This is a genomic window from Rahnella sp. ChDrAdgB13, assembly GCF_017655185.1.
GTDB classification, from domain to species: domain Bacteria; phylum Pseudomonadota; class Gammaproteobacteria; order Enterobacterales; family Enterobacteriaceae; genus Rahnella; species Rahnella contaminans.
On the sequence record NZ_JAEMGT010000090.1, the window covers coordinates 1 to 11315 of the forward strand.

General features: G+C 43.2%; 13 protein-coding genes and 2 pseudogenes. 2 read left to right on the forward strand and 13 right to left on the reverse strand.

The window, feature by feature from the left end; genetic code table 11:
* The 8 genes and pseudogenes from J8X26_RS20710 to J8X26_RS20745 all read right to left on the reverse strand — a co-directional run.
* Positions 1 to 144: pseudogene (locus tag J8X26_RS20710) on the reverse strand (transglycosylase SLT domain-containing protein); the annotation flags it as partial.
* A 68-nt stretch (positions 145 to 212) separates the two neighbouring features.
* Positions 213 to 434, reverse strand: a complete 222-nt coding sequence (locus tag J8X26_RS20715) for a hypothetical protein (RefSeq protein ID WP_208951825.1) — start codon at positions 432 to 434, stop codon at positions 213 to 215.
* Positions 435 to 825: 391 nt separating this feature from the next.
* Positions 826 to 1035, reverse strand: coding sequence for a TraR/DksA family transcriptional regulator (locus tag J8X26_RS20720; protein WP_015689816.1), 210 nt, complete (start codon positions 1033 to 1035; stop codon positions 826 to 828).
* A complete protein-coding gene (locus J8X26_RS20725; RefSeq protein ID WP_015689817.1) occupies positions 1025 to 1612 on the reverse strand; it encodes a DUF2857 domain-containing protein in 588 nt (195 codons plus the stop codon). The genes J8X26_RS20720 and J8X26_RS20725 overlap by 11 nt, the downstream gene beginning before the upstream one ends.
* Positions 1613 to 1626: 14 nt before the next feature.
* Positions 1627 to 1821 (reverse strand): AlpA family transcriptional regulator, encoded by a 195-nt coding sequence (locus J8X26_RS20730; RefSeq protein ID WP_208951826.1) that lies wholly within the window; start codon positions 1819 to 1821, stop codon positions 1627 to 1629.
* A 138-nt stretch (positions 1822 to 1959) separates the two neighbouring features.
* A complete protein-coding gene (locus J8X26_RS20735; protein WP_208951827.1) occupies positions 1960 to 2886 on the reverse strand; it encodes a hypothetical protein in 927 nt (308 codons plus the stop codon).
* Between the two features lie 220 nt (positions 2887 to 3106).
* Positions 3107 to 4300 carry an MFS transporter gene (locus J8X26_RS20740; protein ID WP_208951828.1) on the reverse strand — a complete coding sequence of 398 codons (1194 nt, stop codon included), beginning with the start codon at positions 4298 to 4300 and terminating at the stop codon, positions 3107 to 3109.
* A 3-nt stretch (positions 4301 to 4303) separates the two neighbouring features.
* The gene (locus J8X26_RS20745; RefSeq protein WP_049132090.1) at positions 4304 to 5008 is read right to left on the reverse strand and encodes a type 1 glutamine amidotransferase domain-containing protein; all 705 of its coding nucleotides are present in this window, start codon (positions 5006 to 5008) and stop codon (positions 4304 to 4306) included.
* A gap of 142 nt (positions 5009 to 5150) precedes the next feature.
* On the opposite strand from J8X26_RS20745, the gene J8X26_RS20750 reads away from it, so the two are divergent.
* A complete protein-coding gene (locus J8X26_RS20750) occupies positions 5151 to 6068 on the forward strand; it encodes a LysR family transcriptional regulator (protein WP_015689821.1) in 918 nt (305 codons plus the stop codon).
* Between the two features lie 426 nt (positions 6069 to 6494).
* Positions 6495 to 7397, forward strand: coding sequence for a LysR family transcriptional regulator (locus J8X26_RS20755; protein WP_208951829.1), 903 nt, complete (start codon positions 6495 to 6497; stop codon positions 7395 to 7397).
* Between the two features lie 38 nt (positions 7398 to 7435).
* Here J8X26_RS20755 and J8X26_RS20760 read toward each other — a convergent pair whose 3' ends face one another.
* The 5 genes and pseudogenes from J8X26_RS20760 to J8X26_RS20780 all read right to left on the reverse strand — a co-directional run.
* Positions 7436 to 8317 (reverse strand): polysaccharide deacetylase, encoded by an 882-nt coding sequence (locus J8X26_RS20760; RefSeq protein WP_208951830.1) that lies wholly within the window; start codon positions 8315 to 8317, stop codon positions 7436 to 7438.
* Positions 8318 to 8360: 43 nt separating this feature from the next.
* A complete protein-coding gene (locus tag J8X26_RS20765; RefSeq protein WP_208951831.1) occupies positions 8361 to 9092 on the reverse strand; it encodes an HAD family hydrolase in 732 nt (243 codons plus the stop codon).
* 4 nt (positions 9093 to 9096) lie between these two features.
* Positions 9097 to 9672 (reverse strand): DJ-1/PfpI family protein, encoded by a 576-nt coding sequence (locus J8X26_RS20770; protein WP_208951832.1) that lies wholly within the window; start codon positions 9670 to 9672, stop codon positions 9097 to 9099.
* A 21-nt stretch (positions 9673 to 9693) separates the two neighbouring features.
* A complete protein-coding gene (locus J8X26_RS20775; protein WP_208951833.1) occupies positions 9694 to 10413 on the reverse strand; it encodes a cupin domain-containing protein in 720 nt (239 codons plus the stop codon).
* Positions 10414 to 11177: 764 nt separating this feature from the next.
* Positions 11178 to 11315 (reverse strand): annotated as a pseudogene (locus tag J8X26_RS20780) (integrase); the annotation flags it as partial.

Genomic DNA, 11315 nt, shown 5'->3' on the forward strand with positions numbered 1-11315 from the left:
CACGCCTTTGCCATCGGGCAGAATTTCAGCGATGGCATACGGATTCAAACCGGATTCGACCCGCGCCACATCAAGCGCCGTGGATGGGTGAACGCTGGGGGCGCACTGCATGGCCGCCGCCAGAAATACGGTGGTGGAAAGCATGGTGGCCTCTTAACAGTCAGCCCGGCGGGTGTATACCAAGCCCCTGCCGGAGAAAGGTCAAAAGCGGATTAAGCAGAGACGGTATCCTGCGAAATGCCGCTATCTTCTCTGGGTTCAAGCAGCACCAGCTTGCCGGAGACAGCAATACCGGGTGTCAGCATGATATTCAGGCCAGACTTACCGTTATGAGCGAACGCCACGCCAACCCTGGTCCAATACGTGTTTATTTCGCCCTGTGCATCGGGTTGACTTTCTTGGGTGACAAATACGTGATAAATGGGTTTTCGCATGAGTCCTCCTCTACTAAAAACAACGATGAGTTAAATCAATGTCACATCCCAATTCTGCATTCCGGTTTTAACGGGTCAGCGAGAACATTCAGCGGCACCCTGAATTGTGGTTTCGTGACAGCCCGAACCTTATTTTTAAAGAGCAATGCCTGATTCAGGCGAATTAACGTCAATACGGGTGACTATTATGTAATGACGCTTTCAGGATCAGATATCCGGTGCGGTATATAAACGATAAATTCAAAGTTAAAATGAGAGAGATAAATTAGCGGTGGAAGGGGGACTCTGTGAGATAAAAGGAAGTGAAATAGTTAATAAGGACGACTGTGTATTTATAGTTAATGATAGAGACATGCAGGGGAAGTATTCCTGCATGTCTCTGTGACCATTATTAACGTCTTCGACGTTCAAGTTTTTCCTGACATTCCGTGCAGGTGGTTATGCCCGGCAGTGCCAGCCGTCGCTTTTCAGGAATGGGCTTACCGCATACACGACAATGGAATAATGATGGCGTAGGCCCTGGCTTAAAACGACTCTGTTCAATCATCTCCTCCAGTCGTTGCTCATTAAATTCCTGATCGCGGTCGATCTCATCCGGCATGTGCGGCCCTCCGGTCTGACGCCTCCCGCTCGCAAAGTGCGATACGCTTCCAGACGATGGTCAGTGACAATCCTTCGACTTTCGCCAGCAGGGTTTGAGTTACCTGCATCATGGCGTCCAGCGCATCGGTTGATTCCAGACTGGCCACCCGGCATTGTTGCCATTGCAGCCAGATGGCCGCATCCGTATCTTCGTCCGGCTCTGGCGTCCGGCCATAAGGCACACGGACGCCCAGTAACCGGCGGCGAAGGCAAACTTCGTTGGAGGTGAGGCCAAAATACTTGTTGAGAAGTGCAATTGAACCACCCAGCCGGATGGCGTCGTTGATACGCTGTTGCTGCAGAACCTCCTCATGGGATTTTGCCAGAAGCAGGCGTAACGCGTCATGATGAACCGTCACAGCCAAAAACTGCGCAGACTCACGACTGATGATAAACAGCTCGTCTAGCGACAACTGGTTGAGGGCATTCATTTCGTCGAAAGTGAATCCTAGCGATTCACAGTAACGAATGTTGCCATCCTTTAATGCATGCAGGGCATCGGTTAATACGGCGTAATTAAGTGACGGGATAATCATGGTGTTTTCTCCCTTCAGCCTATTGAGCGGCGGACTAATTTGATATTGATCCATTCGTCAATTTCCGATTCGAGCCAGGCGATACTGGCCGGACCAATCTTGATTGAGCGGGGGAAGGTGCCGTCTTTCATATACAGATAGATTTGAGAGCGCTTCAGGCCAGTTTTTTCTTCAACCTGTTTCAGACGTAATAACTGATGAGATGTCACGGTATTCTCCTGTGGCAGATATAGCGCTAGCCGGGAGAACACACGACAACACAATATAGTGGTGTGGAGATAGCTGATGAGCCCGTATTACGGAAAATACAATCCTTAATACGGGTTTTCATAGAGAAGGGCATCATCTCACTTTTGTGTTGGTAGGGAAAGGGGCGAGCCGCGCTCAAGCGCAGTCTTCAGTGTGTCGCCACTGAATCGATCGGTAATGCCTTCCTCAGATGCCCATTGTTCAAAAATGGACAATAGTTTATACGGTTGCATGATTAACGGACTGATAGTTTCATTATTTTTGCAGGCAAGCCAGAAGAGGCGTGATAGAGGGGTGGATATCCGAGTTGGAGACGGTTGAAGTATTTCTTTTTCGATCGGTTTGTTGATCAACTTATCAAGTTCACTTTTTCTGAGGACAAAGCAGGCATCGCTCGGTAATTCATGCATAGGAAAATAATATTTATGCGAATCTTTCTTTGTAGCGTTTAGTATTATATCTTCGTAATCATCTGATGAAATATCTTTAGGTAGCCTTTTTACGTGTCGTTCGATTCTTTCATGCCATGTCATCTTTTCGAAAAGTTGAAACGTTTCCCCCAATAAACAAACGGTAATGCCATAATTATACGACTTTGCTCCTGTTACAGGTGATGGTATCTTTAATGAATGTGCAAGTAAACGCTGTATAAGGACATATTCATAGCCGAGCAATGTTGTGTCAATGACTCTTTGTAGAGGGTGGATATATCTCCCTTCAGTACTGAAAGTTAAATTGTTTTCGCTGACAAAGGAACTTTCGGCAAGCATGAATGATTTCATCGTTGACGAACCTTTTATTGGTCTTAGCTTTAATTTATGATTTCGTGATTTAATTTTCCTCAATGTTATTGGGGATTGAAAATATATTGAAAACCGAATTTTCCCTTGCAGAGCAAATCGATAAAAATCACTTTTTCTTATTTTACATCCATTCAATCCATTGAGAAGTCTTACCGCCTCCCTGATAGTTATCCAGTCTGGAATTCCATCTCTAATGTTTAGGCAAGTTGGATTGTCTGACATAATACATCTCCTTTCACACAATGATATTGCTGATGAATTTCGCTGTGTTTTTGAAAGATGTTTAAAATTCTGATTGATATGAAATAGATCAGAATGATATGGGCCGATTTTATAAAATAAAAAATAACCTGTGTTTGGTTGTGACATTTTTCAAAGAGGTAAAATAAAATGGCTCAGTGATTTGGTGTTCACTGAGCCATTTTAAATGCTATGTGTACTATCATGAGTAATCGGAGGTGGTGCGTCTTTTATTCGAATTTATTTGTAATAACATCCACAAAATACCAACGATTACAACTCCGCCTCCAACCCAAGTAGGGCTTGTAAGACCAGTAACATCCAGTGCTACACCCCCCAATAGCGACCCTAATGCAATTCCTCCGTTAAAACCGGCAATATTCAGTCCTGCTGCCACAGCTGGAGCTTCAGGCGCATGTATGTGAGATAGCCCTATCACTCTTGCTTGCATTGAGGGGACCGCTGCGTATGTCAATGCTCCAAGTAACCCAATAAACAGTGCCATTAACATTAAGGATGAGACAGAGAACCACATAGCAAAGAGGACGATCGCCAGACCAATAAGAATTGTCATCACGGCACGGTCTGCACCTTGCTTGTCAGTCAGGCGACCACCCCAGACATTCCCGATAGCGGCCATCACGCCGTAGACCAACATAAGCAAACTACTCGTACGCTCGTCTACATGCGTTACCTGAAGTAGAATCGGGGAAATATACGTATACAGGGCAAAAGATCCTGCATAGGCCAAAACTGTAATTCCTGCTCCCGCAAGCAGTAGTGGGTTGAACATGGCTTTTAAACCGTCCATGGCATTTGCTTGCAAGGAGGGATCATTTTGATCCGTGGGCATCAGCATTGCCAATCCAATGAAACCGATCGCTCCACTTGCCGTTACTGCCATGAATATAGACTGCCAACTCAACAGACTACCGATGTAGGTACCAAGTGGTACGCCTAATGCCAACGCAATTGTAAGACCGCCAAAAACGACCGAAACAGCGGCGCCAGCACGATGTCGCCCAGCCAGTTGGGTTGCCACACTTGAAGCAACAGCAAGAAACACTCCGTGCCCTAAACCGGAAGCAAATCGTGCAATCAACATAGGCGTTAGGGACTCAGACGCACTGACGATACCATTGCCAACTGTAAACAGGCCCATAGCAACAAGTAATAATCTTTTACGAGGCCATCGTGTTGCCAACGCAGTTAATCCCGGAGCACCAATTACGGCACCGAGAGCGTAGGCTGTCACCGCTGTACCTACATGACTGACACTGACGTTTAGATCAACTGATATCCTGGAAACTAAGCCGATCGTGACAAATTCAGTGAATCCCAAAGCAAAAGCGCAGAGTGCAAAGACATATATAACAAAAGGCATGCGTTCTTTCATAACTCAGGCTCTTCTATTTTCAATAGAAGCCAACAAAGGCAGCATTGCCTCAGCGACTCCTTTTGCGGAAGCGGGATTTTGTCCGGTTACTAATCTCTCGCTGACAATCACCTGTGGCTGAAAATTTGCGGCTGCAAGATGCTCAGCACCTCTTTGCTTCAGCGTGTCTTCAAGTAAGAATGGAACAATGTCGTACAACCCTACAGCACGTTCTTCATCGTTGGTAAAAGCTGACACCTTTTTTCCCGCAACCAGATATTCATTATCGGAAAGCCGAATATTCACCAATCCGGCGGGGCCATGACAAACCGCAGCGACAACGCCACCCTTTTCATAAATTCGTGATGAAACACCCGCCAACTCTATATTGTCAGGGAGATCCCACATCGTCGCATGCCCTCCTGCATAGAAGACGGCGTCATAGACGTCAGGATTAATCTGCGAGGGTTTTAATGTGGTTTTAGTCGCCTCGCGTAAGGAATCATTATTCCAAAAGGAGGCGTTAACCGGATCGCTGAGGTCTAAACCGTCAACATGTGTCTTGCCCCCCTTGGGACTAACAAAATCAATTTCATATCCTTCTTTTGTGAGTACATCGTAGGGGTGAGACACCTCAGAAAGATAGAAACCACTGGGTGCGGCATCTTTACTCTCGGCTTGACCTTTACGGTCATGGCTGGTCAATACAAACAGGATACGTTTAGGCATTTTAACTTCCTCTATATGGGGGGACTTAAAGCAAAATTCTTCTAACTGCATGCGACATAACAGACTTGTCATATTGAGTCTTATTGTGGAACAATCTATTTATCCTTTAAATAGACCTAAACGGACAAACACTTACCCCAAAATGAACAAAATAAACTTGAGAAATGACGACCTCGAAGTGTTTTTACACGTCGTCGACAGAAACAATTTCTCTGCCGCAGCACGAGACCTACAGATACTCCCCAAGATGGTGAGCAAGCAGATAGCCAGGCTGGAAACTGCACTTGGCACTACACTTTTTGAAAGAAACACCCGTAATCTACGTATTACAGACGAGGGTAGAGCTATAGCTGAGAGGGCTCGCGTAGCGTTAGCCGTTCTGGATGAGATGAAGGAACTTTCCCGAGGGGATAGTGAGGAGTTAAGCGGAAATATTCGTTTGACTGCGCCCGCACCGTTTGGCCGAAAATATGTTGCTCCTGCGATCGCTGCATTCTGCCAGGTACATCCGAGGGTGGGCTTTGATTTAAGGTTATCTGACCAAATCCAGGATCTTTACAGTGGTGATTTCGATCTGGCTATTCGTATGGGGGATCTGGCTGATTCTCGCCTTCTGGCCAGAAAAATAGCAAATAATAGACGTATTCTCATCGCATCGTCCGAATATCTCAAGAATCATCCACCTATTGAGCGACCAGAAGATCTTTTAAATCACAACTGCTTAGTATTCGCTTACCCGGGTTTTTTACACAATTCATGGACGTTACGTAAAGCCGGTCATGAAAGAAGCATCAGCGTTACTGGCAACCTTATCAGTGACAACGGAGATGTATTGCATGCCTGGAGTTTGGCGGGGCTTGGCATATCTCTTCGAGAAACTTGGGATATTCATGATGAATTGAGGGCTGGGAAACTTTGCCGAGTTCTGCCTGATTGGGAAGCAAACACATCTCAGATCAGTGTTGTCCGGGCGCGGCGAGATCCTATACCCCGTAGGCTAAGTGTATTTATCGATTTCATGACTGAAAAATGGAAACGGGCACCATGGGATGATGATTAATGTTCCGAAAGGTAGTCCGAACCGGTCTAACAGAAGCTAACCGCTTCGCTGACCAACGGAATTTGTGATAACTCGATTTGAGTTGGGGTTGTCAACGTTAATAGATAAAAATACAATGATTGTTTAGCCAATTTAAAGGTTTAACGACTATCACTTCCCAGAGTATGTAGTAGAAGATAACAAGCCAATCCGAATCTCATGGCATGCTTGAAACCTTAATGCTAACCAGATATAACGCACATCAAAAAAATGTATATCAATGGGTTATATTGATATGTTCTATCCTTACCCTATAAAATCCTGTAATTGTTAAAATAAGTTAATATGTGTAGAAGCATTAACGAAACATGTTTATAACATAAAACTGTGCAGGCTTTCGATTTTATGTCGTAATCGGAGAGCTTCAGGCTCTTAAGGATGCGCAGTATGAGCTATCTGGTCCAGTTACGAAGTTTTGTTGAAGTATACAAAGCTGGTTCGATTTCAAAAGCGGCAATGCGGTTGGGCATAAGCCAGCCTGCAATGTCTGCCCACATTCATTCACTTGAGGCTTTTACCGGGTGCGTTCTCTTTACTCGTCGTTCACATGGTGTGGTGGCTACAGTGGATGGGGAGGAATTGGCTAGATTGGTGGCTTCAGATTTAGAAACGATTGAACTGAAGTTGTCGATGCTTAGATCACGTCCAAGAAAGTCCTCGGGGACAGTATCTTTCATCGGGCCAGCAGAATTAATGTGGTCAAAATTACCGTACTTGGTGAAAATATTATTCAATGAAGGTATTAAATTTAAAATTTTGACAGGAAATAGGAAGCGCATATACAGCTGTCTTCTGGACGGAAGTTGTCAACTAGGTTTCACAACTTCTATACCGGATAAACAGAAATTTGGATATGCTGAAATTGGAATGGAAAAGTTAATAGTTGTGGTAGCGTCACTCATAGCAGACAATTTCAAAGAAAACGAGGACATAATTGATACGCTGTCGAAGCTTCCTCTAATAGCTTACGATGAACAGTTACCTTTGATAAGGGAGGTTTTCCAGGATTCATCGCGATTTTTTGCACTGCTTCGTCCGTCTATTACTGTACCGGATTTGCGGATTTTAGAAAGAATGATCCGAGAAAATATTGGTTGGACTGTGATGCCTGAGTATTTATGCGCCCAAAGCATAGCAGGAGGTCAGATCGTTGAAGTCAATGTCCATGAGAGACTCCCCATAAATTCAATCTATTTGGTATGGATTGATAGCTCATTACGTAACCCACTCGTTTCACGAATCAGAGACAGAATTCTCGAACTATCAAAAAATAGCGGATTTATGGTTTGAGACACATAATACAGGCAGCCTTATCGGCTGCCATGTCATTATTTTATCCGTGGCGATCGCTTGGCAAAGTCATCTGCAATGTCATTCAATTTTAGGAATTTCACCCCTGGATGACCAAGCATATGAGTCAAGAGGCGTTCGAGCATCATTAATACGTGCGGGCGTCCAGATACGTCCGGGTGAATCGTGAAAGTAAAGATCGCATATTCATGCTCACGGTAGACCCAATCGAATTGCTCCCTCCACAACTGCTCGATGTCCCTGGGATTCATGAAACCTTGGCTGTTGGGTTTTGTTTTCATGAACATGAAAGGAGGAATATCGTCGATTGTCCAACTGGCGGGTAATTCAATAAGGTCCGTCTCTTCTCCGCGTACCAGCGGTTTCATCCATTCGGTCGGTGTCTTGGAATAATCTATCTTGGTCCAGGAATCACCTTTCCTGACATAATAAGGCTGATGATCATGATGCATTAGTGAATGGTCATATTTGATGCCATTTTCTAATAGAAGATCTGTGGTTACAGGAGAAAATTCCCACCATGGAGCGACATACCCAGTAGGTCTCTTCCCTGTTAATTTTGTGACCATATCAATGCCTTTTAGAAGGACTTCTCTTTCTTGGTCAGGCGACATAGATATTGGGTTTTCATGACTGTAATTATGAACCCCTACCTCATGTCCAGCACTGACAACTGCTTCCATTTGCCGAGGAAAGGTTTCAATGGAATGACCAGGCATAAACCAGGTGGTGGGGATATTAAACTGGTCAAATAGATTCAGAAGACGTGGAGTTCCTACTTCGCCAGCGAACATACCGCGAGATATATCGCTTGGAGAATCTTCTCCCCCATAAGAAGATAGCCAGCCTGCAACGGCATCTACACCCACTCCAAAACCACATAGTATTTCTTTCGCCATGAGTTATTACTCCTCATACAGAAAAAATTTAAATAATATTGCGTTAAGAGGGTTTCTTGACTAATTTCAAGAGAGCCTCGGTATCTAATTCATTAATTCCTTTTTGAAGGGCCATTAATTTATGCTCAGGGATGTTGTATCCCCAATTAGCCCAAAATGATTGAATGCCATGATCTACTGCATCAATAACATTTTGGATATTGTCATCAATAAATAGAATGTCCTCGTTTTTATCGAAGGCTATTGATTTTAGCAAGGTAAGAGTTTTGTTTTTGTCGGTCATCCTCCCATATATTTTATTCGCGGGTATGTTTAAACCATATTTACTTAGAATGAATGATATAGACTCTTCATCCTTTCCTGATACAATATAGATATCATTAGATGTTTCAAATAAATTTGGAACATCTAATAGCGGACGGTGTAGTTCAGCCCAAAAACTAGGGTAGATACTTCTTGCCAGCTTCCTATACTGGATGAACTTATCCCTGAATACTTTCTTTTCTTCAGTTGGAATTGATTCATATATAGCAGTGAATCTGTCATTATCTATATCTTCATTACCAAATTCAGTGAATGAGGCAATAAAGTGACCGTCATGGCGTACAAAATTCCTTAATTTCCTGAACCGTTTAGTCATCAGGCGTGGGATGTTTTGAAGTACATTTTGGTTAAAATCACTGAGAGGTCTGTCATGTAATACATTCCATGTAATTAGCATGCATTCGTCTACTCCATCAACCACGACCCCGTCGAAATCCATAGCTATTAACATCGAATTATACCACCAGTGGTTCTTTAAGAGTTTCGCCGCGCTTCCATCTATCTATTGCATCGAATGTCTGACGCATAAATTTTCCACATTCGGCATAATAGGAGCAAGTTATGATATTCTCGTCGACAACTACATCTGCTTCAATTACATTAGCGCCGGAATTAACCATATCGTCTTTCAGACCAACATAAGCGCAGGCAAGTTTGTCTCTTAGAATACCGGCAGAAATCATAATCCAGGGACCATGGCACAGCCCAGCCACAACTTTCCCCTGTGTTACCATCTGCTTTAGAAAATCTTTAACTCTTTGATCTTGGCGAACTCTATCAGGCGCTTCATGACCGCCAGTGAGAATAACAGCATCAAAATCAGTGGCGTTGAGTTGATCGAAATTAATATTGTCTTTGGATCTTTTATCCATAGGAACAGTGATGCCATATTTCCCTGTCACTGCACTTCCATCCTTTGTTGCAATAGATATATCGTATCCTTCCTCTTTAGAACGATAGTAAGTATAAACTACATCGTGATCCTGAAAACCCGGACCAGTGATTATCACTACTCGTGTCGGATTAGACATGTTATTTTCCTTCTTATTGCGTTACGGGACATTAATTAAAAATACATTCTGACCACAATACATTTCTGAGATGGCATCTTTAGCTCGTAGGATATGAATCTTTCCCATCAGATGGCTCTTTACATCTAATGAAATAAAAATAAAATCATCCTCGTCATTCAACATGTTTCTATCGAGATTTTTTACGGAAAAGTATGCTAATTTGTGTATATCATGTTCTCTGATCATTGTGCCAGCAGCTATCTGTTGCAAAGGAGGTAAAAGATCATGTTCCTGTGATTTCTTTTCATATGCCATATTTTTCCGGCCATAATTATCTTTAAGTCTGAGTAAGTCGAATTTGTTTCTTGGATTTTCAACTTCAATTAATTCGATGCCTGATTTTCCCGAAATAGTCTGATGGAATACACCTTTTGCAATATATATACTGTCGCCAGATTTTAATGCCTGATGTGTACCATCAAGAAATCTGGTCTCGCCATCACCATGAAGGCATATAAGTACGGTGTCTTTCAATATATGACAATGCATTGAAGTGGATTGATTTTTTGATATATGAAGGCGCCATACGTCAAAAATAGAATCACAATAAACTCTATACTCATATCCCCATGGTTTTTCTATGAATCCATTGAGATGTAAGTCTTTCTCAAATGACTCACCATTATTTGAAGTTGAAAGTAAGATTTTGTTTATTTCAAGCAAGTCATATACATTTGGAGTCCGGGTGTGGATTTCCATATGGTCGCTCCCCCGCTAATCGAATTGCTGAATGTTGATTTTACTTCGCTCAATCGTTCTATGATTTCAGTCTATATCGATTGTTTAGTACGAGAGAAATAACTTTTATGATGATTACCTATATTGTTTCTTTTGATCAGTACTTTTTGCTCAATAATTAATGAAAACTTTGCTTCTATACTTGGGTACTGTTGAAGATGCTAGATTCTATGCCGTCAGGAGGTCATAGCTCCCAAGCGATTAAGATGCTTAGCAAGATGCCGAACTCGGACGTCAGCACGATACAGCCCATGACATATGTACCTGATGTTTACCAGAGGCCGCTTTATGCGAACCGGTAAGGACAGGTTGCAGGCCACTTCAATAAACCAACCTGTCTCCATCGGTAGCATGCGTGCCTGACCCGGAGATGTTGTGGTGGCCGATGCCAGCGGAGTGGTGATTGAAGTGGCCAACAAAAATTGGCCACGGCTTTAGAGTTTTTCCAGAACAATTGTTCTGATTCATTCTGCGTCATACCACCATTATATCGATGAGGTCTGAGCTGGTTTTGCTAAAGTTTGCATACCCATATACCTGCACACAATCTCCCTATTCTCTTATCCTAAGCGATAGAATGATGTTGCGAATAAAAAGGGGATCTTTCAAGTTCGGCATGAAGATGCTCATAAACGGTTTAACAATTTCTCCGAGTTGAAGCCAGAAAAATGCCGTACCAGTACAGACTGATACGGCTATTTCTGTGGTTTATTTTGTCAGAAGGTTTATCCCATTGTGTAACTGATTTCCTTCCCACAAATATAAGGTGGGGCATACGCTTTCCGGCACATATCCAGATAATCCGACCACCATTGCATCATCGCTTTACGGGCATCGAGATATTCTGCTTTGTGGATGTAAGC

Coding starts and splice junctions, on each gene's coding strand:
- J8X26_RS20740 (WP_208951828.1), bottom strand. CDS start 4,300: ATGAAAGAACGCATGCCTTTTGTTATATATGTCTTTGCACTCTGCGCT.
- J8X26_RS20750 (WP_015689821.1), top strand. CDS start 5,151: ATGAACAAAATAAACTTGAGAAATGACGACCTCGAAGTGTTTTTACAC.
- J8X26_RS20770 (WP_208951832.1), bottom strand. CDS start 9,672: ATGTCTAATCCGACACGAGTAGTGATAATCACTGGTCCGGGTTTTCAG.
- J8X26_RS20765 (WP_208951831.1), bottom strand. CDS start 9,092: ATGTTAATAGCTATGGATTTCGACGGGGTCGTGGTTGATGGAGTAGAC.
- J8X26_RS20715 (WP_208951825.1), bottom strand. CDS start 434: ATGCGAAAACCCATTTATCACGTATTTGTCACCCAAGAAAGTCAACCC.
- J8X26_RS20760 (WP_208951830.1), bottom strand. CDS start 8,317: ATGGCGAAAGAAATACTATGTGGTTTTGGAGTGGGTGTAGATGCCGTT.
- J8X26_RS20725 (WP_015689817.1), bottom strand. CDS start 1,612: ATGATTATCCCGTCACTTAATTACGCCGTATTAACCGATGCCCTGCAT.
- J8X26_RS20720 (WP_015689816.1), bottom strand. CDS start 1,035: ATGCCGGATGAGATCGACCGCGATCAGGAATTTAATGAGCAACGACTG.
- J8X26_RS20745 (WP_049132090.1), bottom strand. CDS start 5,008: ATGCCTAAACGTATCCTGTTTGTATTGACCAGCCATGACCGTAAAGGT.
- J8X26_RS20775 (WP_208951833.1), bottom strand. CDS start 10,413: ATGGAAATCCACACCCGGACTCCAAATGTATATGACTTGCTTGAAATA.
- J8X26_RS20735 (WP_208951827.1), bottom strand. CDS start 2,886: ATGTCAGACAATCCAACTTGCCTAAACATTAGAGATGGAATTCCAGAC.
- J8X26_RS20755 (WP_208951829.1), top strand. CDS start 6,495: ATGAGCTATCTGGTCCAGTTACGAAGTTTTGTTGAAGTATACAAAGCT.